A 25,339-nucleotide genomic window follows, 5' to 3' on the forward strand; every position below is an offset into this window, starting at 1 on the left:
ACGAATAAAAGTAAAATTAAAAGGATTGACCCCTGTAGAATACAGAATTCAATCCTCATTCGCTGCTTAGATAAAGGGTCTAACTTTTTGGGTTCAGTTCAGGAGAGGTAGTTTTTTCTGTGACATAATTAGAAGTTAGTCTCGATGTTTTTTACATCTTGAATAGTTTGTTCAAAGTTTCAACAACAATTCCTTAAATTTACTTTCTTCTACATTTAATCCTAATTAATTATATAAAAAGACTTATATTACAGGAAATTAGAAGAAATATGTTGAATAAATAGTATTAGTACCTGATGTCTTGTTATTAAATGTTAGAGTTTAATGAATTCTGATTAGGAAAGTTGGAGGAATTGCGAGTGTTAAAAGAAGAAGATGGTAAGCTTAATCAGGAATGGATAAGTCTTATGAAGGAAGCTTATCAATTAGGTCTCTCAATCGTGGAAGTAAAAGAATTTATATATTCAACCCAAAAAGATCCTGTTTCTAAATGATTCAGGATCTTTTTGGGTCTTATAGTGGTAGTTATGGCGATTAAAATGCACGAATAATTTATTTTACTGGTTCTATGAACTTTTTAAAGACCTTATAGGTGACACCCGTGTTCTTTGTATATAGCTGATAATACAATGAACCATCAATGTCTTGGCGCAATATCTGATCACTAGCAAATAAGAAATGATCGCCTAATATGTTTGTAGCTAACTGATCTGCTTGAGCATATGTGAACTGTTTTCTATCTATTTTGTTTTGGTCTAAAGCTGCCCATGTCGCCGGACCCACAATCCCATCTGAATACAGGTTATGATCAACTTGGAACTCTCTTACTACATTTTGAGTTTGAGTACCAAAGGTCCCGTCAACAGATATAACGTATTTAGCATCTTTAAGACTTTGCTGTAAGTCTCTTACATAAGCAGAACGAGAACCTTTACGAAGCGTTGGACGCGACTCGGATTTTGCTACGATTTTTTGAATATTGGTATCTTTTGATGCTGCATGGGTGATAGGTGTTCCAATTCCTAAAGATGTTGCTGCAAGTGCGACTGCTGGAATAACGATTAATAATTTTTTCTTCATAGTAAACTAACCTCCGTTTTTAATTATAAAAGCTATTAATTTTGCTAATGTTCTAAAGAAGCTATTACTCTAGAACGTGAAACAAGAGCAATGAAATGCAACAAAATTCCCTTCATATGTATAATCAAATAGTTAGCCTGCCTTTATAAGAGTTACCCAATTATAGTACATTCTTCATTAAAAAGGTTATTGAAGAAATATATGTAACATTCACAACATTAATATTACAATTATTACATTTATATTACAATGTTTTTTTAGGAAAATACAAAAATATTTTCTCGATTTCTGACAAACATCCCTCCATTTCTCTATTAAATGATAGAAATAGATTATATGAATAAATTTCTATGCTCTGATCCGATATTTAAGACATGTATAGTATCGCTTTTAATATCTAGCTTGACTATTGTCCCCTGTAATCACCCAGATATTTTGTTTTATCCCTACTGATAAAGCCCTATTATAGAAATAAAAAAGACATATTACAAAAAGTTTTTATCTAGTAATTTAATTACATTATAGAATTATATATATAATAATTTGTTATGTAAGCGATTTCTGTTATACTGAGGTTAGGTGGATAGCATGCGTGGCTATCATTGTATTTGGCGTAGGTGGGGCCCATACAAAAAGAATGAACGAACTTTTCTTAACTCTGTGTTGTGTTACATACAACTTCATACATACAAGTTAATACAATCAATAAGTATATTATTAATTTGTATGTATAAGAGATTACTAGATGGGGAATGATAGAGATAAGAAACATAAATAAAGGAGGAAAAAATGTTGAAAGAATATAAACAGGTGTTTTCTGATTTTATTGACGAAGACCGATTCGAACTACATTCATACCTTACTTATTTATTTAATCAATCTCAGGATAAAGGTTTAATTCAGTTAGAAGATGAACATCTAACATAATGAACGTACACATATTGTAAAGTGAAAGGCTAACTATATGAATAAAAAAATAGGATAAGCGACCTTACTGTTCGAATTAGGATAGATAAGTCGCTTATTATTGTTCTCATGTAAAGGCTTCCTGTTAGTAGATTAATTTTATTACATAGGACATTCTATGTAATATTTCGGAGCTGTTTACTTAATCGTAAGAGAGTTTCTTTATCTTTATTCTTTGAAGCTTGTTCCATCTGCATCAAAATTTCTGTTTTTTGGACGTCACGTAGATTTTTCATTGACAAGAGTTCATTAAATGTAGATTTCATGTCTTTTATCTCTCCTATCTTTGTGCAACCGGTTTTCTTTTCATTCCACAACAATCATCCTTTTCCCTTTAAAATACTTTACTATTTAAGATCGTAAAGACGGATTTCTTTGCAAGAAAAAAGACAGGTATAAAATTAATACCTATCTTTAAGTAGCTCTTAAACTTATAAAAGATGTATTTAATAGATAGAGGTAGAGTTTTATAGGGGGATTATTATTTAAATAAAATCTCTTTCTTTATTATTTAATAACAAATACTTATTTGTTTTGTTGTGTAAAAATTAAAGTATTTAGTGTATATTAATAATTTTACAATTTACTCTTGATGACGACAAATACAACGTTTTTCATCATTAAGTTATTCTTAATAATTAGGTGATATCTGACACAAATTGTAAATGATTCAATGTAAGTAAGAATAATAGCTTTTTTGTAGCCTAGTCCTGCAACAGTCAAATTAGACTGACAGTAGTAAAATGCATTGCATAGGAATAAGAGAACGCTCATGATATAATAAGAAGAAAGAAGATGAAATAACGGAGGACGTTATGACAAAAAGATTAGATTTACGTGTTGATTTTGCTTTCAAGTCTCTTTTTGGCACCCATGGAAATGAATCCATTTTAGCTGCCTTTTTAAATGCTGCTCTCCGTTTTCCAAATGAGAAAAAAATTTATAAGGTTCAGTTACTGGATCCCCATTTTAATAAAGAAAATCAAGAAGATAAGCGTTCTATCTTAGATGTACATGCGCAACTTGAGGATGGAAGCCGTGTAAATATTGAAATTCAACTTAATAATAAACATGACATGGAAAAACGAACACTCTATTATTGGTCCAAAATGTATAGTAGCCAAATGAAAGAAGGCATGGATTACGGTGAGCTTTGTAAAACCATTACCATTAATATTGTAAACTTCCGTTACTTATCGCATATTCATGATTATCACTCCACTTTTCAATTATATGAGCGAGAACAGAAATTACTCTTAACAGATATGTTGGAAATCCATTTTATGGAGCTACCTAAGCTATTAATTAAATGGCGAAATAAAGAGGTAGATCCACGAGAGGATAAACTTGTGCGATGGTTATTATTACTTGAAGCATCTGAAGATGAAGAAATCACTCAGGTATTGGAGGAGATTGCGATGCAAGAAGATCAAGTATTAAAAAAAGCGATGGATGAATGGGAACGTGTAAGTCAGGATCCTGAAGTGATATTAGCATATGAAGCTCGAAGAAAAGCGTTATTAGACGAAAAGTCTGCATTAAAAAGGGCTGAAAAAAAAGGGATTATAAAGGTAGCTTTAGGAATGATTCAAAAAGGAATAGATGAAGAGACTATTATAGAATTAACAGGACTTACAAAAGAAGAAATACAAGAACTTCGTCGTCAATAAGTAGAATTAAAAAGAAAGAGCATCGGTATCACTACAATGCTCTTTTTTTATATGTTGTCAATTCGAAACAGTGAGGATTACCAAATCGAAGCTCCACAGCGTTTTTTATAGCTTGCTCAGAAAATAAACGAATATGTACTGAACTATATTTGTGCTGATTTTAAAATCGCCGCCTGTCAATATCAGTACTTTTGATGATTTACTCTCCCAGCTACTTGCACCCTTAGCCTATATGGCTATTTCTTTATTAATACATAATTGTAGTCATTCTATACTTTAATTAGGTCTTCTTTGCTCAAATTTCTTCTCCTGATAGCGTTGATAGAACCAAATAGCAATAGCTAGCCAGCAACCACTAGCAAAATATCCTCCAATAACATCACTAGGATAATGAACGCCTAAATAAATTCGACTCACCCCTATTGCCAAGATCATTACAGTACTAATAGATAGTAAGCATGTACGGCCCCAACGAGTAGGAATGTGACGCCATAGTAAGAATGAGAGAATGCCGTAAATGGCAAATGCACTCATGGCATGTCCACTTGGAAAACTATAACCATTTATGTCGATTAGTCGATGGAAATTAGGACGTGCACGATGAAAAAGCAGTTTTAATAGCCCATTAAGAATTGGAGAACCTATAATAATGGCAATAAATAAAATAAGCTCTGTTCGATGTTTTAATACTTTATAAAGAAAAAACAAACTAAAAAGAGAAATTACTGCAACGGCTGGTGTAGAACCAATGAAAGTAAAAAACTTCATGATAGTCGTTAACAGAGGCGATTCGAACCCTTGAATAAACGATATAACATCATGGTCAAATGCAACAATCTTTGATCCACTAATTAAAATAGCCACCCCACTAAAACAAATAAGGCACAATACACTTAACATAAAAGCAAGTGTAAATTGAGATTTTAACTTCATATTACTAGACACCTCTAATGTACGTCTTTTAACAAGCTAACATTTATGAAATGTAATAAAAACTCTTTTTATATTGACCGCAGTTTTTGCTACTTTTTTGTCGTATTTATATAGAGTCTTTAAATAAAGGGAAAACGAGTGTTACGTTTGTTCCCTCTCCTTCTTTACTCTCAATGTTGATAGTACCGTTGTACTTTTCAACCCATCGTTTGGCTATAGCTAGTCCTAAGCCAAGCCCTCCTTGCTTTCTGCTTCTTGCCTTATCAACTCGATAGAATCTATTTAAAATATAGGGAATATCTTCTTCTGGAATTCCGATTCCTTTATCCATTACTTTGAGGGATACCTTTTCATTGATTAGAGAACAGTCTATTATTACTTCTTTCTCTTCTCTTGTGGAATATTTGACTGCATTATCTAGCAAAATGATTAATATCTGCTCTAGATGTCGTGAAGAAATATTGACATAAAGATTTTCATGTAAATTGTCTATTCTAAATCCATAATTGCTATGCAATACTTCAAAATTCCTTACAACATGCTGTACAGTCTCCAGTACATTAATAGGTGCAACGTCCACAGAATTTATCAGGGTATTTTCAGCACGAGATAACTCTAATAATTCTTGTACCAGATTCGTTAAACGCTCTACTTCTTTCAAGCTGGATTTCAGGGATTTATCTAGTATAGCCGCATCATTTTTCCCCCAACGATTTAACAATGTCAAATGCCCTTGAATAATGGCTAAAGGAGTTCTTAACTCATGTGAAGCATCCTCTACAAATTGTTTTTGTTGTACAAAGGAGTCTTCAAGACTATCCATTAACTCATTAAATAAACTGCCTAACTGGGCAAACTCATCATTTTTTTCATTAACCGGAACTCGTTCCTCGAGACCATTTATTTTTATTTTTTTCATAGTTAGTGTTAACGCTTGAATATTGGATAATATTTTCTTTGAGAGAATGGTTCCTCCTAAAATACTCAAGACAAGAGAGCCTATTCCTGCAGCGATCATTAATAAAAACACTTTCTCCATAAAAGCATCAGACATTTCCATATTTCTAATGATCTCAACAGTACCAGTGAACTTGTCAGTGACGATAGGAGAACGAAGAACAAGTAGACGGTCATCGTGCTTTCGAATTACTTTATACTCTTTATACTTCACTGCTTTCGGTTGCTGCCATTTTGGTGAAACATTATTTGAGGTACTCGTTATGACGTTACCTTTTACATCGAGAATACGGATTAACTGGTTTTTCTCATTAATTTTTGATAAGTATCCTTCACTTTTTTCAATTTGTTTTAAAGATAAAGGTTCATCATCCGATTGAATAAAAGCGAGTACCTCCTTCAACTGATGAATGCCATTTTGTTTCTCATAATTTAAAATACCATTATCAATCACAATATATTGAAAGATGTTATAGGAGAGAAAAAGAAAAAATAAAAACATGGAAGACCATAAAGTTATCTTCCACCTTATAGGTAAATCTTTTATATATTTTATCCATCTTCTCATTTAAACATCACGCATCACGTATCCAACCCCTCTAATGGTTTGAATATATAATTCTTTTTCCTCTACATTTAATTTGTTTCTTAAATATCTAACATATACATCTACAACGTTCGTTTCAACAACTGAATCGTACCCCCAAACTTGTTCTAAAAGCATATCTCTCGTCAGTACTTTATTAATGTTACGCATGAAAATGGTCAGAAGTTCAAACTCTTTATTCGTTAGTTCAATCAGCTTTTTGTCTTTTATCACTGTTCTTGATTCTAAATCAAGCTCAATATCTTTAAATGTTGATAGTCGTTTTTGATCCAGTATCTTGTTGTTCTCTTGGCGCCTAAAAATGACTCGCATTCTTGCAAATAATTCCTCAATCGCGAATGGTTTAGACAAATAATCGTCAGCTCCATTATCAAGCCCCATTACCCTATCCATGACACTATCCTTAGCTGTGAGCATAATAACAGGGGTATCCTTAGTTGTCCTTAGCCTTCTACATACTTCGATTCCATTCAATCCAGGCATCATTAAATCAAGTAGGATAATGTCGTAATTCTGTTTGGTTGCTTTATCTAAACCATTACGCCCATCATAAGCTACATCAACTGAGTATCCTTCATATTTAAGTTCTAATTCTAAGAATTCTACTAATCCTTCTTCATCCTCTATAATTAGCACCTTTTGCATATAAAATATTCTCCTTTATCTAAAAATAAAAGAATATAGAAATTTGTATGAATTGAGCTTTTGTTCTCTTACTTTTTTAATTCTTCATATTTGGACTTTGCTTTATTTTTATGAATAGTTTTACGAATAAAATAAAGGCCAAAAGCTATAATTGAAAGTAATAAAGCCATTTTTACATATGATCCAGAGATTTGATTAATTTGCTTCCAATTGCTTCCTAAAGTTTTTCCAAGGAAAATGAATAAAATACTCCAAGGGACGATGGCAGCGATCGTATATAAAGTAAAACGAGTGAAGGCCATTTTTGTAATTCCTGCAGGAATTGAAATAGCATGTCGAATAACAGGGATAAAGCGAGCAAAAAACACCACTCCTGCTCCATAATGGTTAAACCATATTTCAGATTTTTCAAGGTGTTTGGAACTTATTAAAAGGAATTTTCCGTATCTCAATAATAAAGGCCTTCCCCCATATGAACCTAATATATATAAGAATATCTGGGCGATCACGCCTCCGATTGTTCCAGCAATTACTGCTCCTATGAGGTTCATTTTGCCCTGAGAGACTAGAAACCCTGCATAGGATAATACGACTTCACTAGGAATTACTTCTATCATTAATGCTGAAGCTATACCGATATATCCCAGTTTTGCAAGGTATGCAAATGCAGCTGCAATAAATGTTTTCATCATTTTCGTCCTTCCTTAAAAGCTTTCCTTTAATTTATCAATTGAAAATTAGATTTACATGAAAAAGAGATTAAGAATAAATAAAGTTATCTCTTAATCTCCTTAATGGACCATATAAACTTGCTCTCGAAATTTCTATAGGTTATTTAACATCAAAAATCATTATTCACTGTGCATGTTTTTATTATTAAATTCAATGTTCAGAAGTAAGGTCTAGTGTTTATTCGTTTAATTTTCTTTAATTGTGTAACCTATACCTCGAATAGTCTCAATGAGGGATGAGCTAAATCCTTCTTCAATCTTTTTTCTTAAATAACTTATATAAACATCAAGTACATTTGTATCTCCTTCGTATTCATACCCCCATACATTCAGTAAGATTCCTTCACGCGTAACTGTTTTATTTTTATGAAGGATTAAATAAATCAATAAATTATATTCCTTAGGCGTCAAGCAGATCTGTTGTCCAGCTCTAGTTACTTCTCTTGAATCAGTATTAATTACTACGTCTTTAATTAATAATAGCGAGTCTTTTTCTGCCTTTTCTCTAGTAGCAAGATGCGTATAACGTAGTAAAGAGCGTATTCGAGCTAGTAATTCTTCCGTTTTAAAAGGCTTAGTTATATAATCATTTGCTCCATGATCTAATCCCATTACCTTCTCTATGGTTGAATTACGAGCTGTTAAAAGAATAATAGGCACATAACTTTCTTTCTTTCTTAATTTACGCAAGACTTCAATACCACTCATTTTAGGTAACATAATATCGAGTAAAATTAAATCAAAAGTCTTCAGTAAAGCTGTCTCAAGACCGTCTTTTCCATTATCCTCAATTTCCACTTGGTAACCTTCGTGTTCAAGCTCCATTTTCAATATAGTTCCTATCTCCACTTCATCTTCTACAATCAAAATACGTTCTGTCATATTATCCCTCTCTTTAAGCTCTACATTTATTTATAACTTTCTGCTTTACCTGTCGTTCTTTCCATCGCCAATAGAAGGATATAGCTACTACAAGCCAGCACCCCATCGTAAAATAGGAATCTATAATATTACTGGGATAATTTAATCTAAAATAAATTCGACTTATTCCAATGCCCAAGATGATGATAGAAGCGATACACACTAAGAGAAAACGTTCCCATAGTCTAAAAATAGGACCCCATAATTGAAATACTAGTATTTCGTATACAACGATTAGACTTACTGTATGTTCCCCTTCATGTTGAAGGCTATAACCACTGACTTTAATTAAGTAATGTAAATCTGGACGACCAATAGAGTAAAACATTTTTTGTATCTTATTAAGTATGAAAGATCCACTGATAATCAAAAAAAACAAAATAAGTTCAGTCCTATATTTGAATATTTTATAGAAGAGAAATAGGCTTCCAAAAGAAAGCGTTATAATAAAAGGTGTGGACCCTAGAAACATAAAACTTTCATTGTTCTTTTAAATATAGGAAATTTCAGATATTGAATATAAGATAAAATGATGCTATTAATATGAATAAATGTTTCCCCACTAATTAAAATGAAAATCATGTCCACAAAAATGATTAAATATAAACTAAAAATAAAGGCCACTAAAAATTGGATTTTAAAATTCATATGATACAATCCCTTGAATATAAATTTTCAGAAATCAGAATGTGGTGTCTCACTTTTTATCTATTGTTCTTTTGCTTTAATCACCATTACTTCGCTAATATCATTAAAGGTGGATGAGGGTTTTACAACAGCCAATTGTGTTAATCCATATTCATCAGGTTGTACCTTAATCACTTTTCCTAAAGCCAATCCACCTTGGAATATGGAACTGATGGGAGAAGTTTGAACTTTATCCCCTACATTGACCTCAGCCTCACTAGGGATTTTTCTAACAATTAAATTACCCTTCTTTTCATCATAGCTTTCTAGTGTTCCATTCACGTCTTTTTTATCCTTTAGAATTACGGCCATACGATTTGTCCTAAGATTTGAGCTAATTAGTTCAACCAAAGAAGTTGATGAAAAGACTTTAGCTACTTTGCCAATAACTCCATTTGCATTAAGCACATTCATATCTACTTTTATCCCTTGCTTAGCTCCCTTATCAATAATTAACTCATTATCCCAATTACTTATTGAACGATCAATTACAGTAGCAGATATAGGATTATAAGCTTTCATTCCATTTTGGACGTTTAAAAGTTCTGTTAGTTCTTTATTTTCATGTTTTAGCTTATAAACATTCGCTTCAGCCTGACTTTCAGTGGCTAGTTCATTCTTTAGTGTAGCGTTCTCTTTGTAAGTTGCAAATAACTGACTCAATTGTTGAGATTCACTCCAAGAAACCTTGTCTAAAAAAGGCAAGCTATCTTTGTATAAGGTCCCAATAAAAATGAATGATCCTACAGTAAGAATTCCTCCTACTAAAACATATCTGTATCTTTTTCTCTTTTTTTGAAAACGTATCAAATCTACACCTTCCTACCATTAGTCATGCTATTTATAATGTTACTAACTATTTCTTAAAAAATTATTAATTTACTTTAATGAAACACACGTATACCACTCTTTATAAGGTTAAAGAGTGGTATATATGGATACTTCTAAAATTTTTCATAAAGATATTCACCATTATTTTTCATGGACAAAGGGCATTTGATCCTTTTTCGTTTTAGTTAGATAAATAACCAAGCTTAAGATTACTAAAAGAAATATTGCACTTGTTCCCATTGTTCCTAATCCAAGTCCACCAGCATGATGAGGTTGTGACAGATAGTCTCCTACAGAGGCTCCTAAAGGACGAGTTAAGATATAAGCAATCCAAAAAGAAAGGACAGCATTAAGCTTAAAGCGATAGTAAGCAATTGTTACAATGCCAATTAATACAGCAAACATTAAGGCTGACTTCCAATAACCCAAGTGAAGACTTTCTGCTATAAAGTCTCCTGCTGCAGTACCTAGCGCAAACGTAAAAAGAATCGCTAACCAATAAAAAGCTTCTCGCTTGCGTGTGAAAATAGAGTGAATAGATAGTGTTTTTTCATTTGCATACCATACAAAAAATGTAATGGACAGTAAGAGAGCAAAAACAATATTGCTAACCTCAAGAGGCACTCCAAAATGATCAGTTAGGTTATCCGTAACAAGAGTACCCACAACGCTAATTAATAAGACCGTTAGCCAATAGATACTAGGTACATATTTTTTCGCCTTAAATTGTAAAAATAACACGATAGCAAGCAGTATACCCATGATATAGGTTGTATTCGTTAATCCTAGATGTAAATTTTCATTCAAAAAATCAGCAGCTGTTTCTCCAACCGTAGTTGCCATAATTTTAATAATCCAAAAGAAAATTGTCACTTCAGGTACCTTATTCAGTATTCTCTTTGTTAGAGAATTAGAATTCGAAGTGTTTTCCACTTGGGTCATATTTACATCATTATTTTCCACCTCTGAATCGAACGCCATTTATAACGCCTCCCCTATCTTTCTAGTGTTTACTCTTATTTTTCCTTTTTTGTTTTAATGTGTTGCATAAATTTAATTTAATAGACTGGGATGAAATTAAGATGAGAATAAAATGAGAATTTCATAAAAAATATATTATGTAAGGATTCTAAAATGATTGTTAGATTTTAGGGATTCAATTAGGACAAAGTAGGAATGTTTGTTAATAAAGTAGGTTTCTTTAAACATATCACTTCCGCTAAATTACATTATGGTGTGTAATGAAGATACGACAGCAAATGGACCTGCGATGGGAGACTTGAGCCGATGAGCCTTGAAAGGGACTCGCACGGATCCTAGGGGAGGAAGGAGCAGTGATGCCCCTAACTTACCCAACTTAACTAGATTTTTGTATCCTATATAGATTTAAAATAAAATTGTAGTTTTTTAGTCCTTTTTATTGCATACTTTCATTTTTGTAATTAAAACCCATTATTTTGTATGAATGATGTAGAATGAAATGTAAGTGTTAAGAGGAGGAGTGTTATGATAGATCTTTCCTACAAGTCGAAGATTAAGGATTTTTATAATAAAATGAATAATCAATTTGGTTTCAAAATATTAAATATTTTAAATGGACAGGTAATGTATGAGGTGTTTCAAACAAATAAATTATTGGAAAAAGGTGAGTATATTCCTTTTAACGAAGCTATGTGCTCACATGAGACAAGTGTTGCAATATTCAGTGACGAATTTATAAATTTAAGGGCTTTAGGACATAAGGTATCTATACAAGAATACAAAAATCTCACTATGACACCTTTGAAACCACTGTTTGAAAAAGAGTATAAATGTATCGTCTTATGGTTTGGTGATGATATGTTTTGTCAAATAAATATGCTAACGGTACTAGCATATTTAGAACAAGTGACGTATAAAGGAAAAGTATTTTTTAATATGGTTAATGAAACGACTTATGAGATTGAAACAACTGAAATATTTTTAAGCAGTTATAATAAGGTTTATCAACAAGTATTGATAGATCATCAATTTCCTAATATAAAAGTAATACCTCGCATGTTTCAAGGAATTAGATTATACATGGAATACATAAAGGTCGATAATGAAATCGTAGCTTATATAAGGGAAAGTGAAGATCGATCACAAAATGAATTGCTAGAAAATTTATTTCAGTCATTTCCTCAGTATGGTCTAGGAGATATGCAATATTTAAAAATTATTGAGACTATAAACAAAGTTTAGCGCTTTGATTATGATCTTTTTTATAGAAAATTGTTAATTTTTCTACATGTTATAAGCTGCCCCCCTTGATAAAAGGTTTTTTTGGTTCCTGTAAGAGGTATTATGTTAACTGCTGTTGTATATAGTATTCATAGGGAAAAGTCGATATATACATTTAAAGTGTTACAAATCAAGCCAGGATTAAAAGGTTGTGAAAAGTAAATGTTATGGAATATTATCAGTTTATTTTTAGCGAGAATTGGTCCTCTATTGGAATTAATCAATACGATTGCTTTAATATGGATCGTTGTTTTGTTAAGTAAGAAAAAAAGGTGAGAAGGTATTTTGTTAAATTCAAAATACCTTCTCACCTTTTTTGGTGCCTAGAACTGTGATTATGTTAACTAACTTTGTATAGAGTATACAATATGTCTTTCACAAAGGATGACTAACAAGGTTTATAACATAGTTAAAATATTTTTTAATATTTTAATTTTAAACTTGAATAATATTAAAATTTTGTTTAATATTATTTATATAGGGGGTGGTTTTTAATGGAAAGAGAAGAAATTCCTGCATGGATCCTTGCATTAGATAAAGAGTCTTTAGAATTTATTAGAAAGTTTATTTTAAATTCAGGATCTCTAAAAAATATGTCTAGTCTCTATGATGTTTCTTATCCAACTGTTAGAGCAAAACTAGATCGTTTAATAAAAAAGATTGAAGTACATAGTCAGGAAGAAGATGTAGAATTTGTAAATATGATTAAGGGCTTTGTTATTGATGAACGGCTCAGTCTGGATGTTGCTAAAGTCATTATTGAAAAATATAAAACAGAAAAGGATGTTTAATTATGGATCATATAGTCGGAATATTAGTAGTCATTATTATTTTGCTTACTCAAGATTATTTATCAACGCGAAAGAATCCTTATTTAGGTGGAATCATTCCACTTGTATATATAGGCGTTATTAGCTTCTTTTTTAATAGATTAATGGATAGTAATGATAATTCTTCTACATGGGTAATACTAATAGTTGCTTTATGTGGATTGTTAAGTTCATGGATTTCGGGTAGAGAACGTTTTAAAAAGAAAAGACAAAAAGAATTAGATCGAATTGAGTTACAAAATCTTTAATTTCTTTTAGGCACATTTATTGTGTAACCCTTTAGAGAATTTGAGTTAAGGATTTACTCCTTAGCTTTTTTTATTCCTAGAAGGCACATTATGGTAACTAACCTTGTAAATTCTATACAACATAAAAACGGAAAAACTACTGCTCCTGTACAGTAGTTTTCCTAGTCGTTGAAATATAGATGTTATGTTGATAATGCTCTATTGCATCTTGAGTAGTTTGCTCAAAATATAAACTTTTATTCATTATTTCTTCAGTGACTCGCCTTTTGGTAGAAAGCATGAGCTTTTATCTCCATCTCATGTAACATCGCATCGTTTTCTTTCAATACCTCTCTAATACGGGTTATCAGTTCTAGAGCGTTTGGTTCAGTAATCTGCTTAGCTACCCGTTCAAGAAGAACCTTTGTATCTACGGAAAACTTACGGGCAAACCCGTGGCACATGGTCATATTCTTTCTCAGAGCTTCACTGTATTCATCATTAAACGCCCTGCGTATACATCCTCTTGTACCTGCGTAGCCATATGAAACTTCTGAAACAGCCCTATAAAAGAGGATCATTCCATCTGCGTGACTTGATTCAGGGTGTAACCTTAGTTCACTTACTAATGAAACCAAACGTTTTACAACCGATTTGGCTGACTCCGTTGTATTCCACCAGTCCAATAAGTATCGCTGTTGATCTACACTCATATTTAACAGCTCTGCGTTAGGAAACATTTTTCTATCCTCCTCCTCTCCCCTAAAGACGTGGTATCGCTTGAATTTCCTCTATCTTTGCTCGTATAGTCTCCCACTCAGGGCCTAGCAAAGCTCGACCGATCCTAATTGCCTCTTTAATTGCTTCAAAGATTTGACGATGCAGATGCCGACTTTGTTCAATTAAGTAAAAGGCATCAGAGTTGGCTCTTTTTACAGCAAGTTCAAAATTAGGCCTTAATTGCTTTTCACTAATACGCAGTGTGTCTAGATCAAACACAAGCATTTCCTTTACAAGGTCAATAGATTCTCCTTGACGGATACGATTAATCGTACCTTGTACTGCATCAAACCCGTAGCCGATATCAGCTACAGAAGCATGATACGTATTCAGTCCTGGAGCAACTCGCATGGAAGGAACTCTTCGGAAGCCTGTTGTGATTGAGCAGGCTACCTCTTTGGCAGCCATTCCTTTTTCTAAGGCAGCGTCGATCGCATCAAGATAATCATTTTGTTGATTAGGGTCTATCCCTATAAAAGTAGATGTCACTTGCTAACCCTCCTCCCAATTTCCCGTGCATTCAAAAGCAATGCTATGGTCATAAGAAACTTCGAAAGATAATAACAAACGGCTTCATTAAGATCCGAAGCCCTTTGAATGTAAATCATTAAGATTCGTAAGGAACAAAGTGTGAATTTAACATCAATGCATTATTTATGTGCTTGAAGACTTTTTTCAAACATATCAATAATATGAAGGAACCTTTCAGCCTCTCGAAAAACATGATCAGCCAGAAGAGGATGGATAATACTTTTAATTCTACATTCCTCAATTAAATCTCTGGCTGTTTTTTTAAAGTCCCGAAGGGAAGCTACAGAAACACGATTCTGATCAAGAAATTGGTCTAAAAGAGGAACCGTTTGAGATTGGGGTTTCATAGACTCTAAATCTCTTGCTTGAAAAACCAATTGATCAAAATCATGACTGAAGTTTCTCGCCATATCGACAAGTTTTCTTTCGGATGGATCAAGAAGATGACCTATAAATTGGGCATGATCAGCCATAATCCTTAAAAAGAAGACATTTTCCTTTATAATGGCATCAGCAAGTGGCTTTAATTTCCCTTCATTTAATTCAATTAATCGTTTTCTAAAATAGTTGGCTTCTCTACTAATATGATCAACCAAAAGAGGAAAGTTATTTGAACCCGGTAGTTTACAGGTCAGAATTAAGCCTAAAACTTTTCTTTTAAAAGCAAATATACCTGTGGCTGCTTGTTGGACTTCTGAATTGAATCTTTTCATTTGCTCCGGATCTGTTTGATTCGTAAAGGAATGAGACCGTTGTTCAATTTCTTCAAATAAATGATAAAATTGATTCGCCTCGTCAATTAATTGTGTATCCTCACACCTGAACCCTAATCGAAGAAACAAAGAATGTTCCTTCATAATCCTTGACCAAAAACGAATTTCATCTAAAGATCGTGCAACAAATGCATTAGTCATTATTAATCCCCCTACAATTGTAAAATAGTTTCATTCTAAGTTATTCTGCTTTATGTCTGGACATGCTTAGGCTCACATAAAAAAGCTCAAATCTTTTCAGACTTGAGCTTTTTCAACGTATTCTTTTATCTAATATATTATTTAAATGAAGGGAACTGCTGTCTAAAAAGAAGGTATATTAATTAGTCCTCTTTGATTATTAACACTACATGTTAGTAATAGATCCACAAATATAAATCGAGTACTGCAGTGTTATTTTTGCGTAAAACAGGCCGAGTTATTGGTTTTCCTATATTTTTGGGCGATGGAATAATAGATTTTTATTTCAGCCTTTTTACTACAAAAAGAACAGGTATGTCCAGAGTGATGAATCTTCTTTACATGGGGAATTTCAAGGCGTACAAGCCCATCCTTCACATGTTGATTACATACCATCAGCATATCCTCCACATTTTTCACCTCTTTTTCAGCTAGGATTTTATATAAACATATGAGACAAGTAATCCTATTTATGAATAGATAAATACAAGGGTCGAGAATTTGGAATTCTCTACTAGGATCTTATAGAAAGAGATCCTCTGTAACCTTTCATCCGTGTTAGCTGTTTGGGCATATAACGGTGCTCCATAAAGAATTGATAGTAGAAAGTAACATTTTGAGGAATGTAAGAAATCTCTTATACAAATAATAAAGTTGATAATCGTCTAATTTGGAAGGAGCAGTTTTATGAAGAGAATCTTAATGGTAGGGTTTATTTTGTTATTTCCACTGAACATGTGGGCTGGACCAATTCGTACTGTCGCTGAAGCTCAAGAATACCGTATTAGCCAATCTGAGGTAACGTTTGAAAATGAATTCAGAAGACTTTGGATTGATCATGTATTGTGGACAAGTAATTATATTACAAGTGCCACAACAGCAGGATCAGAAGACCCAAAACAGGTCTTGGCAAGATTGCTTAAAAATCAAGAGGATATCGGGAATGCTGTGAAGCCAGTATACGGAGAGAAAGCTGGGAACAAACTTACGGATTTACTTAAGGAACATATTATCCTTGCCGGCAAGATTGTAGATGCAGCTAAAGCCGGAAAGAAAGCCTTGGTGAATCAGCTAAACAAAGAATGGTATCGAAATGCTGATGATATAGCAGCGTTCCTTAGCCATGCTAATCCGTATTTAAAAAATGAGGATTTGAAAAAATTGCTGTATATGCATCTAAAATTGGTGACAAATGATTTATCTGCGAGCTTAGCAAGGGATTGGGAGGCAAGAATTGGTGCGATTGATGAAGGTGTCTCACATATCATCTTAATGGCAGATACAATCGCTGCGGGAGTTGTGAAGCAGTTTCCAGAGAAATTTACTCAATAATCTTAATAATCTCCAGTATTCTACTAGAGATTATTTGAAAATTTCTTCAATATTAAATTATCTTTAGTAATCAAATAAAAATTAAATACACGGAGGTTATCTATGATGAAACATCTTATTGTTTACGCTCATCCTAATCCAGAGAGTTTAAATCATTCAATTTTAGATACAACCGTTAATACGTTAAAGAAAAACGGACACGAAGTTATCGTGCGAGATTTATATGAACTTAATTTCCAACCTGTTTTAAAACCGGAAGATACGGAAGCTATGAAGGCAGGAAAGACACCTAATGACATCAAAACAGAACAAGAATTTATTTCTGAAGCAGATGCGATAACATTTATTTATCCTATTTGGTGGACGGGACTTCCAGCTATTCTTAAAGGATATGTAGATCGAGTATTTGCCTATGGTTTCGCTTATATGCCTGGTGCAGAAGAGATTGTTAAACTCTTGAAAGGTAAAAAAGGTTTAATCATCAATACCCATGGTACCCCTACTGAGGTCTACGATGAGATTGGCATGACAGCAGGATTGAAAGTAACATCTGATGTTGGAATATTTCATTTTACTGGAATCGAAACAGTAGAACATTTACTATTTGGAAGCATTGGAGACCTTGACGAAGATGCTTATAAAGGTATGTTAAGAAAGGTAGAAGATACCATTAATCGTCACTTTTCATAAGGAAAAGAAAAAGGACTGCCAAATCAGGCAGTCTTTTTTTTGACTTTCATTTGATTTTTTATTGGTTAGTTTTTGGGGTTCGGTTCAAAAGTAGGGCGTTTTTTATTATTTAAGATAGATAGTATATACACCTTTAATTAGCTAAAGATACATTCTTAAGATTAGTTACTTAGAAAACCCCTTTTAGCATCTAGGAACTAGGATATACTTCCCTTGTTATGATATGTCCTTACATACATTGGGAATAGGACAAGTGTTTACTATTCTTGTTTGAGTAATCGCTGTGCAATTGTAAAACCAATGAGGTACGCCGGTGCCGAAGTGTTTCCATCCACGGTAAATGGAATAATAGAATCATCAGCAACTATTAAATCTCTCACTCCATAAACTTGTCCTTTATTATCAACAACCCCGCCCTTATCAAGAGGTGCCATTCGAAGAGCCCCTTGTTGATGATGGTTATGCTCAAAATTTTGCTTAATGAACTCCTCAAGACTAGCTTCATCATCGATTATATCTGGTGTCGGAGAAATGAGTTGATATGCTGGATCAATGGCCTTAAGCTCAGCTGCTATATTCTTAATGTATGTCTTATAGATGGTTTTGACTACTTCCAGGTCGGAAGTGTTTTCTAGAAATCCCTCGTCGGCAAGCACAATTTTTAATGGATCATTGCTCTGAATTTTAATGGTCCCGCGACTTTTTGGCTGTAGAAAAAGGATAGCAATAGTTAATAGATTATTTGAGCTAATTCCTACAAGTTGTACCCCTCGACGGTTTCTAGAAGTTCCAGGGACTGGATTTGGTAAGAAAGCTCCCCCCACGTAAAGTGCATTAGTGTCATTAAGGGGTAACCCGTTATCGCTTGGGTTGGTACTAAAAACTGCAGTGTTGAGCGTATGGTTTCTCAGGTTCCTCCCTACATTTGGATTATCAAAAATGACTGGAATATTTGCCTTTTCAAGAAGTTCAGTGGGCCCAATTCCAGAAAGCATCAAAAGTTGAGGACTATTAATACCTGCTGAAATAATTATTTTCTTTTGGGCATAAGCGCGGACATATTCACCCTCTCTGAGGAACTCAACACCAACAGCACGTTTTTGGTTAAAAAGTACACGGAGAACTGTTGATTTAAAGAAAACTCGTAGTTTCCGTCCATTTACACCATGACCACTAGTGTTCATAATATCTGATGAAAGGAAGGCAGTTGATGAGCTTTCTCTCCGACCGTTCGGTTGCTGAAATAATTGCCAACGGGTAAAGGGACCAATAGGTGTCCTAGGATCATTATAGTCCAAAATCCTTGGAAATCCTGTTGCCTGTTCCATTGCTGAAACCAGCTTTTTGGCCATATTAGTTGGATTCTTAGGTGCCTGTCTTATGTCTATTCGCCCATTAAATCCATGGACATCGGGACTATGTGTCTTTCCATTATATTTTTCTAGTATTTTGAAATTTTCAATAGCCTGTTGAGGTGACCAAAGCGACCCTAAAAGCCTTTCCCATTTCCTGAAAACTGTTGATGTAGGTCTAACGTATTGCTCACCATTAATCGAAGAGCCGCCACCTAAGAGCCGACCTGTGGTCCATTCAAAAGAACGTTCATCAAGACCTTCTTGAGGTATTCCCTCTCCTTGCCAAAAGTATTGTGAAAAAAAATGTTCTTCGAGCTCCGGAGCAAATGTAGAATCCCTAATTGGCTTATCCTCATCGTTATTTTCTCCTGCTTCTAATACGAGAACGGAAGTTTTTTTATCATCAGTAAGAGTTTTTGCAATAACAGCACCGGACGGACCGGTTCCTACCACAATATAGTCAAAATTTAAATTCTCACTATTTTTTTGTAGCTGATTCATTGAATCTCCCCTTATCTTACGGATTTCAAATCACATTATCTTATGATGAATAGTAAGGGGAAAGACCATTATATCTATGTATATCGTATCCACCTACTGGCTATATCGAAGTAGTGTATCAATAAACGTAAATATAAACCTGACGCATATCGGGATTTTTTACCAAAAAAATCATTTTAGGAATCAATTGTTACATTACGAGCTTTGATTTTATCATTTGGAAAAAAACAGGTTCGTACGTGACATAGATGTGATACATTATTAATCGTGTGAAAATATACAACAAGCTAAATTCTCGAATTCAAAATAGAGAACATCGAGATAAGCAAAAAAATTAGGGGGAACTACATCATGAAAAAATTCTTAAAGTATGCAATTGTCTTTATTGCAGGATTAGTTATCGGAGGTATGATGTTTGGCGGTGGAGACGATGAAACGTCTATCACAAGTGAAGAGTCGACAGATACAGCTTCAACAACTACAACAAAAGATACAGCAAAAGCAGAACCAAAGAAAGAAGAGAAAGCTCCAGTACAAGTTTTCTCAAATGACCAAATAACAATCAGCTTTAAGGAAGTAACAGCAGAAGGTGTTCGATTCCTTGTAGAGAATAAATCTGATAAAGCATTAACGATTCAAGCAGAGAGTATTTCGATTAACGGATTCAGCGTAAACTCTAACGATATTTCAATGAGTGATGAGATTGCACCAAATTCAAAAGGTTACGCAACAGCAGTGACAGATAAACTTGCTGATGCAGGAACACCTGAAAAAATCTCAGGAAATTTAAATATAATTGACTTTGAAAGTACAAACATGGATACAGTTAACGCAACGTTCACAGATGTACCAGTAAAATAATAAGGTGAGGGGATTTTCCCCTCTGTTTTATAGGAGGGCTTAACATGAGTAAAGAAGCGTATATGGTCTTATCTATATTATTTGTGCCAATCCTCATAGCGGCATTCATTATAAAACAAGTATCTTTTAAAAAATAATAACCAACATAAGGGAGCTTCGGCTCTCTTTTTAAATAGCTTATATAAAGTACGTACGTCCATGTTAAAATAGAAGGAGGTAATATAAATGGGAGCTGTTCGTACGATGGCAGAACCTAAAGTCAGAATCCTTGCTGATGTAAGCGTGGAGACTAGAGATAAATTAGAAGAAGTAGTACAGGCATTAGGGATTACGAAAAAAGAATTTTTTGATCAAGTTATTGAAGATGCTCATAAAAAACATGTACGTAACGAAAATTAATCGTTACGTTTTTTTATAGGGGGGACATCATGGTTTATTTAATGGATTTAGAACGCTCGATATATTCGGGAATGGTTACATATTGGAAAGAGAATCAACGTGGATATACGACGAATCTTCAAAGAGCTGGCTTATATTCTCCCGAAGAAGCAAACGACATCGTAGAGAAAAATGTTGATAAACGAACAGTGATAATCGATGAAGAGGTAGTGTTGAACGTACGAGGTGATTTACGAAGTTCTATATTGACAAAATCCATTCAGAAGAGTTACGAATCCCTAAATAAAATAGAGGACGAATAAGATACGTGATGACACGTGTCTCTTTTTTTATCAGTCTGAGCATACTACTAAAATGAGGGACTTATAAGAAAGTGAGCTGAACAGAACGTGAGCATTCATAAATTTGATAAATCAGTTGTCATCGAGGAAAAAACATTAACCAGTAGACGAGATCAGTTTTATAAAATCATTCATGATATTGTCGATGAAGAAGATTTAGAGCTTATGCTCATTACCACATTACACAGTATAGCATTTTGTGATTACTTGCTAGGAACAGAAGTGGAAGATAATAAACGTTTAAATTCATTAATTAATATCGTTAACGATAAACGTAACACTACTTACAACTTACTTGACTTCCATGTGCATTTTTAAATCTTTACTTATATAGAGGTGTAAAAGGTGAGTTATTAATATTATAATAAAAGTTTACACCTTTACTCTTATTGACGACAAATATGGAGTTTTACTTTTTATTATATACCATTTTATCTTCTACTTCCCTTCCGAGAAATTGGTGTATTCATTCTCACTAAACAGAAAGTATATAATTATTTAATGTTAGTATGTTTGTGATACGATAAATCTACTTTAAAATACAATATAAGCGCATTTTATTTATAACTGTAAATATATAAACTGTATTATAAAAATAAAAGTTTTATTATTTACTCTAGATGACGACAAATGTGGACTTTTTCTACAATAGAAGTAATATTTAAAACAATTTTAAACAAAGTAGTTTATTGAATACTTTAGTTTATAATATACATTTATCTATTATTCATTTAATTAGATGCTATGTTAATTATATTTTTCATAAAAAACATTTATTAATTAATTTATGTCGCCTATTACTATTTTCACTATAGTTATCCTAAAGAAACTCCTAATCAGATATATCAAAAAAATCACATTATTGTTCCAATCTAGGCAAAGGCATGAAAAGAAGAATAAAAAAGGATGCCCGTAGGCATCCATATGAAAAAAATAAAATATATCCACAACATTAAACTCAATTAGCTTTTAAACTTAATGTTAAAATTCAATTTGTTTTAGTTTTTAACAGCTTTTTCCCAATCAGTTGCAAATTTTTCAATTCCTTGTTCAGTTAAAGGATGTTTTACTAATTGCTCGATAACGGAGTAAGGAATTGTTGCGATATGAGCACCTGCCATTGCTACACGAGTTACATGATCTGGATGTCTTACAGATGCAGCAATGATTTGAGAATCGATATTTTGAACACGGAATAGTTCTGCAATTCTGGATACTAAGTGTACTCCATCCTCAGAAATATCATCTAATCGTCCTAAAAAAGGAGAAACGTAGGTTGCACCAGCACGAGCAGCTAAGAGAGCTTGATTCACTGTAAAAATAAGTGTTACATTTGTTTTTACACCTTTTTTAGAAAGGTAACGAGTAGCTTCTAATCCAGCTAACGTCATAGGAAGTTTAATCGTAATATTTTTATCGCCATCATTAATTTTAATTAATTCTTCAGCTTGAGCAATCATATCTTCAGCTGTAATTGCATCAGGTGTTACCTCTGCTGAAACAGATTCAACTTCTGGCACCATTTGAAGGATTTCTTCAATGCGATCTTCAAATCTTACGCCTTCTTTTGCTACTAGAGATGGATTGGTTGTAACGCCAGATAAAACTCCCACTTTATATGCTTTCTTAATGTCTTCAAGGTTTGCAGTATCAATAAAAAATTTCATGATTTCTTTCCTCCAATAGTTTGAAAATCAAAATGTATTTTTTCTTTACAATAGAGTTATATGTATGAAATCTATACTTTCCCAAGCTTCAAGATCGCTGATGAGCCTCTTTCATTCTACCTGAAATTACCACAGTTATAAAGTAAAACACCCTCTTTAGATGGATTCTTTTCCTTATTATAAAAAAGAAGAAACGAAACAATTCCTAGTGAGTCTTTTTCTTAACATAGTTCTGAATGATAGAGATGACCAACATAAACAATGGAATAATGATAAGGAAAGAAACGTAAAGATATTTTATTGTATTACCTAAATCTTTTTCTATATGTTCGGAAAAACTAGAGGCAATTAACATGGATAAAAAATAAGATTACATTGTATCAAACTATTCCCTATCTCTTCATCCTAATTTCTACGTGATATTAATAAAGCAAGCAACAAGCTTGATGAAGCCCTCTTAGGAGCATAATTTGTTCACTAAATAAAAAATTCACTATTTTCGGGTAGAAAAACGTCAAATATGTGTATTTACTATGCAGAGAAACGCTCTCTGAGGAAATTAAATTTGTTTTTGCGTATAAAATCAATCATTCAATGCAAATTTCAGCGTTTTAGAAACTTTTGTTTTCTTGCTATCATTGATTCTTTAAAAAACTAGCTATTCAAAGGGAGTTACCATAATCACTCTTCGCGGAATCCATCATAGAAAAGAACCCTTATGGAAGTAAGGGTCAAAGACAGTACTAATATGTGGTTATTCAACCTTTTATACAACCTATTTTTATTATGATTGATTAATGCAGGGGTTACTGAGACTTTCTAACAATTTTATCGTTTTATTTCACCATTTGCTGTTTTTCAAAATTTTTCTCAAAACGGAAGTCTAATTCGATTTCTTCTAACGTCTTCCCTTTTGTTTCAGGTAGTTTATTTCTAACAAAGAAGTAACTAAGTATGCAAAGTCCTGCAAAGAATAGGAAAATAGCAGCCGGTCCAAATGCGTTAGCAGCTATCGGGAACCCTAAAGCAATAACTGCACTAGAGCTCCATAAACAGAACGTACAAGCAGCCATTGCCATTCCTCGGATTTTTAGTGGGAAAATCTCTGCTAATACAACCCAAGCAACCATTCCCCATGTAGTAGAATACGAAACCATGAAGAAACACATAGCTACTAACATTAACATAGGGGGGATACCAGGTATCAGTTCAGCCAATCCTAGTATTACTAAAGCTGATGCCATCCCTATACTACCTAACAGCAACAATTTTTTTCGTCCCCATCGATCTACAAGATAAGATCCAACAATTGTCATAACTAAGTTTACAATCCCAACACCAATTGTACCGGCGATTGCAGCTGAATCCCCTAACCCAGCAGCGGACAAAACAGATGGTGCATAATAAAAGATGGTATTAGCTCCTGTTAATTGTTGAAAGACAGCAACCAATATTCCTGTCAATACAATTGGACGCGCCCACTTAGCAAATAAAAGTGAAAAGTTTCCTTTTTCATTCTTTTTTGCTAAGGATTCCATTACAAACATTTCCTTGTCGACTTCCTCAATACTGTCATATGTCATCAACAAGACTTTTCTTGCTTTATTTGATTTACGGTTCTGTGTTAACCATTTTGGGCTTTCTGGCATAAACAGCATACCAAGTAATAATAAACCAGAAGGGATTACTGCAATCCCTAACATAACATGCCAATCTCCAGATGGCGCTAGAAGGTAATTGACTACATAAGCTGAAAGCATGCCTGTTGCATTCATGATTCCATTATACGCCGTTATTATTCCTCGCTTTGCGGCAGGCGCTAACTCTGCTAAATACATAGGTACCAATCCAGATGCGCCTCCAACTGCAATACCAAGTAAAATTCTAAAGACAATCATCACATAAACATTAGGAGGCCAAGCTGTTCCAATACTACTAGCAGTGAAAATCAGACCAAGTATAACTATTAGTTTTTTACGTCCAAATTTGTCGGATAAAGGACTAGTCACTACAGACCCTACTATAGCACCAAACATTACACTACTAACTACAAAACCCTCCAATGTAGGATCTAAACCTAAATCCTGCTTAATAAAGAGCAAGGCACCTGAGATAACTCCTGTATCATATCCAAATAACAATCCACCTAAGCCACCAAAGAAATAAATCATATAAGAAAACCATTTCGATCCTAATTTTTCAGAAGCTTGGTCTGATACTTCAATGTCTGTTATTTTCTTTTTCCCCTTATTCATCTCCAATTTATTCATCCCCTTATAAAATTATCTATGACTAAATGAACAGGTAACCATATGAGACTTATGGGTCTAGCTATCAAATAAGTTTGGTTCTTTACCAGAACCTTTTGATATCGTAATTTGATTTAATTTTCAGATAATTATGGTGTTTTTAATTCTATAGATGATAACCTCTATGTATAATGATAGTTTTTATATAAGTATCTTTCCTCTGTTTTAAAGCGCTTACTTTTTTGTTTTAGAAAAAGATTTAACTTCATTTGTAGAGGGTATAAATCCTAACCAATAGATCAAGAAAACCAAGAGCTGTTGATTGAGGATAGC

28 protein-coding genes are annotated in these 25,339 nt (G+C 33.3%); 12 read left to right on the forward strand and 16 right to left on the reverse strand.

The annotated features are described in order from the left end of the window. Window positions 1-359 precede the first annotated feature (359 nt). Complete coding sequence (gene sinI / locus SB717_RS30460) at window positions 360-494, forward strand: DNA-binding anti-repressor SinI (RefSeq protein WP_410906331.1); 135 nt, start codon at window positions 360-362, stop codon at window positions 492-494. 58 nt (window positions 495-552) lie between these two features. Here sinI and SB717_RS30465 read toward each other — a convergent pair whose 3' ends face one another. After that, window positions 553-1,080, reverse strand: coding sequence for a peptidoglycan-binding domain-containing protein (locus tag SB717_RS30465; RefSeq protein WP_410906333.1), 528 nt, complete (start codon window positions 1,078-1,080; stop codon window positions 553-555). Window positions 1,081-1,869: 789 nt separating this feature from the next. Here SB717_RS30465 and SB717_RS30470 point away from each other — a divergent pair. Together SB717_RS30470 and SB717_RS30475 are read left to right on the forward strand one after the other, a co-directional pair. Beyond that, window positions 1,870-2,007, forward strand: coding sequence for a hypothetical protein (locus tag SB717_RS30470; RefSeq protein ID WP_406885502.1), 138 nt, complete (start codon window positions 1,870-1,872; stop codon window positions 2,005-2,007). Window positions 2,008-2,861: 854 nt separating this feature from the next. Continuing rightward, entirely contained in the window at window positions 2,862-3,716 is an 855-nt protein-coding gene (locus tag SB717_RS30475) for an Rpn family recombination-promoting nuclease/putative transposase (protein WP_410906335.1), read from the forward strand. A 276-nt stretch (window positions 3,717-3,992) separates the two neighbouring features. Here SB717_RS30475 and SB717_RS30480 read toward each other — a convergent pair whose 3' ends face one another. The 8 genes from SB717_RS30480 to SB717_RS30510 all read right to left on the reverse strand — a co-directional run bounded on the left by SB717_RS30480 (window position 3,993) and on the right by SB717_RS30510 (window position 10,970). Beyond that, window positions 3,993-4,661 (reverse strand): phosphatase PAP2 family protein, encoded by a 669-nt coding sequence (locus SB717_RS30480; RefSeq protein WP_410906337.1) that lies wholly within the window; start codon window positions 4,659-4,661, stop codon window positions 3,993-3,995. A 94-nt stretch (window positions 4,662-4,755) separates the two neighbouring features. Continuing rightward, window positions 4,756-6,174, reverse strand: a complete 1,419-nt coding sequence (locus tag SB717_RS30485) for a HAMP domain-containing sensor histidine kinase (protein WP_410906339.1) — start codon at window positions 6,172-6,174, stop codon at window positions 4,756-4,758. Next, window positions 6,175-6,858 (reverse strand): response regulator transcription factor, encoded by a 684-nt coding sequence (locus SB717_RS30490; protein WP_410906341.1) that lies wholly within the window; start codon window positions 6,856-6,858, stop codon window positions 6,175-6,177. A 68-nt stretch (window positions 6,859-6,926) separates the two neighbouring features. Beyond that, window positions 6,927-7,550, reverse strand: a complete 624-nt coding sequence (uptA, locus tag SB717_RS30495; RefSeq protein ID WP_410906343.1) for an undecaprenyl phosphate transporter UptA — start codon at window positions 7,548-7,550, stop codon at window positions 6,927-6,929. A 225-nt stretch (window positions 7,551-7,775) separates the two neighbouring features. After that, window positions 7,776-8,471, reverse strand: a complete 696-nt coding sequence (locus SB717_RS30500) for a response regulator transcription factor (RefSeq protein WP_410906345.1) — start codon at window positions 8,469-8,471, stop codon at window positions 7,776-7,778. Window positions 8,472-8,484: 13 nt separating this feature from the next. Then, on the reverse strand, window positions 8,485-8,982 hold the full coding sequence (locus SB717_RS40315; protein ID WP_486360774.1) for a phosphatase PAP2 family protein: 498 nt from the start codon (window positions 8,980-8,982) through the stop codon (window positions 8,485-8,487). 236 nt (window positions 8,983-9,218) lie between these two features. Continuing rightward, a complete protein-coding gene (gene mreC / locus SB717_RS30505) occupies window positions 9,219-10,007 on the reverse strand; it encodes a rod shape-determining protein MreC (protein ID WP_410906347.1) in 789 nt (262 codons plus the stop codon). Window positions 10,008-10,169: 162 nt separating this feature from the next. Then, a complete protein-coding gene (locus tag SB717_RS30510; protein ID WP_410906378.1) occupies window positions 10,170-10,970 on the reverse strand; it encodes a COG4705 family protein in 801 nt (266 codons plus the stop codon). Window positions 10,971-11,534: 564 nt separating this feature from the next. Between SB717_RS30510 and SB717_RS30515 the strand changes: the two genes are divergently transcribed. The 3 genes from SB717_RS30515 (at window position 11,535) to SB717_RS30525 (ending at window position 13,368) form a co-directional block, all read left to right on the forward strand. Continuing rightward, window positions 11,535-12,251 carry an AraC family transcriptional regulator gene (locus SB717_RS30515; protein WP_410906349.1) on the forward strand — a complete coding sequence of 239 codons (717 nt, stop codon included), beginning with the start codon at window positions 11,535-11,537 and terminating at the stop codon, window positions 12,249-12,251. A gap of 533 nt (window positions 12,252-12,784) precedes the next feature. Continuing rightward, window positions 12,785-13,081 carry a DUF2089 family protein gene (locus SB717_RS30520; protein WP_410906351.1) on the forward strand — a complete coding sequence of 99 codons (297 nt, stop codon included), beginning with the start codon at window positions 12,785-12,787 and terminating at the stop codon, window positions 13,079-13,081. 2 nt (window positions 13,082-13,083) lie between these two features. Next, the gene (locus SB717_RS30525) at window positions 13,084-13,368 is read left to right on the forward strand and encodes a hypothetical protein (RefSeq protein ID WP_328250392.1); all 285 of its coding nucleotides are present in this window, start codon (window positions 13,084-13,086) and stop codon (window positions 13,366-13,368) included. Window positions 13,369-13,619: 251 nt separating this feature from the next. Here SB717_RS30525 and SB717_RS30530 read toward each other — a convergent pair whose 3' ends face one another. The 4 genes from SB717_RS30530 to SB717_RS30545 all read right to left on the reverse strand — a co-directional run bounded on the left by SB717_RS30530 (window position 13,620) and on the right by SB717_RS30545 (window position 16,022). Beyond that, the gene (locus SB717_RS30530; RefSeq protein ID WP_374149561.1) at window positions 13,620-14,087 is read right to left on the reverse strand and encodes a hypothetical protein; all 468 of its coding nucleotides are present in this window, start codon (window positions 14,085-14,087) and stop codon (window positions 13,620-13,622) included. A gap of 22 nt (window positions 14,088-14,109) precedes the next feature. Continuing rightward, the gene (locus tag SB717_RS30535) at window positions 14,110-14,616 is read right to left on the reverse strand and encodes a hypothetical protein (protein WP_410906353.1); all 507 of its coding nucleotides are present in this window, start codon (window positions 14,614-14,616) and stop codon (window positions 14,110-14,112) included. Between the two features lie 161 nt (window positions 14,617-14,777). Continuing rightward, the gene (locus tag SB717_RS30540; RefSeq protein ID WP_057242768.1) at window positions 14,778-15,572 is read right to left on the reverse strand and encodes a DUF2935 domain-containing protein; all 795 of its coding nucleotides are present in this window, start codon (window positions 15,570-15,572) and stop codon (window positions 14,778-14,780) included. Between the two features lie 252 nt (window positions 15,573-15,824). Beyond that, window positions 15,825-16,022, reverse strand: a complete 198-nt coding sequence (locus SB717_RS30545; RefSeq protein WP_410906355.1) for a hypothetical protein — start codon at window positions 16,020-16,022, stop codon at window positions 15,825-15,827. Window positions 16,023-16,298: 276 nt separating this feature from the next. On the opposite strand from SB717_RS30545, the gene SB717_RS30550 reads away from it, so the two are divergent. Both SB717_RS30550 and SB717_RS30555 read left to right on the forward strand, forming a co-directional pair. Continuing rightward, window positions 16,299-16,943: a glycosyltransferase gene (locus tag SB717_RS30550; RefSeq protein ID WP_410906357.1), complete on the forward strand. Its 645-nt coding sequence runs from the start codon at window positions 16,299-16,301 to the stop codon at window positions 16,941-16,943. 105 nt (window positions 16,944-17,048) lie between these two features. Next, window positions 17,049-17,633: an NAD(P)H-dependent oxidoreductase gene (locus SB717_RS30555; protein WP_410906380.1), complete on the forward strand. Its 585-nt coding sequence runs from the start codon at window positions 17,049-17,051 to the stop codon at window positions 17,631-17,633. Between the two features lie 260 nt (window positions 17,634-17,893). On the opposite strand, the gene SB717_RS30560 is transcribed toward SB717_RS30555, so the two are convergent. Beyond that, window positions 17,894-19,489: a GMC family oxidoreductase gene (locus SB717_RS30560; protein WP_410906359.1), complete on the reverse strand. Its 1,596-nt coding sequence runs from the start codon at window positions 19,487-19,489 to the stop codon at window positions 17,894-17,896. Window positions 19,490-19,840: 351 nt separating this feature from the next. Here SB717_RS30560 and SB717_RS30565 point away from each other — a divergent pair, with 351 nt between their 5' ends. From SB717_RS30565 to SB717_RS30580, 4 genes are all read left to right on the forward strand, one after another. After that, on the forward strand, window positions 19,841-20,350 hold the full coding sequence (locus SB717_RS30565; RefSeq protein ID WP_074684123.1) for a hypothetical protein: 510 nt from the start codon (window positions 19,841-19,843) through the stop codon (window positions 20,348-20,350). 225 nt (window positions 20,351-20,575) lie between these two features. Further along, on the forward strand, window positions 20,576-20,749 hold the full coding sequence (locus SB717_RS30570; RefSeq protein WP_312036305.1) for a hypothetical protein: 174 nt from the start codon (window positions 20,576-20,578) through the stop codon (window positions 20,747-20,749). Between the two features lie 29 nt (window positions 20,750-20,778). Then, window positions 20,779-21,051: a hypothetical protein gene (locus tag SB717_RS30575; RefSeq protein WP_374149556.1), complete on the forward strand. Its 273-nt coding sequence runs from the start codon at window positions 20,779-20,781 to the stop codon at window positions 21,049-21,051. Between the two features lie 87 nt (window positions 21,052-21,138). Then, window positions 21,139-21,408: a hypothetical protein gene (locus SB717_RS30580; RefSeq protein ID WP_074684127.1), complete on the forward strand. Its 270-nt coding sequence runs from the start codon at window positions 21,139-21,141 to the stop codon at window positions 21,406-21,408. Between the two features lie 680 nt (window positions 21,409-22,088). On the opposite strand, the gene fsa is transcribed toward SB717_RS30580, so the two are convergent. Together fsa and SB717_RS30590 are read right to left on the reverse strand one after the other, a co-directional pair. After that, entirely contained in the window at window positions 22,089-22,757 is a 669-nt protein-coding gene (gene fsa / locus SB717_RS30585; protein WP_057274208.1) for a fructose-6-phosphate aldolase, read from the reverse strand. An 836-nt stretch (window positions 22,758-23,593) separates the two neighbouring features. After that, the gene (locus SB717_RS30590) at window positions 23,594-25,012 is read right to left on the reverse strand and encodes a sugar porter family MFS transporter (RefSeq protein ID WP_410906382.1); all 1,419 of its coding nucleotides are present in this window, start codon (window positions 25,010-25,012) and stop codon (window positions 23,594-23,596) included. Window positions 25,013-25,339 lie beyond the last annotated feature (327 nt).

The organism is Priestia sp. SIMBA_032 (assembly GCF_046535215.1).
In the GTDB taxonomy this organism is placed as follows: domain Bacteria; phylum Bacillota; class Bacilli; order Bacillales; family Bacillaceae_H; genus Priestia; species Priestia aryabhattai.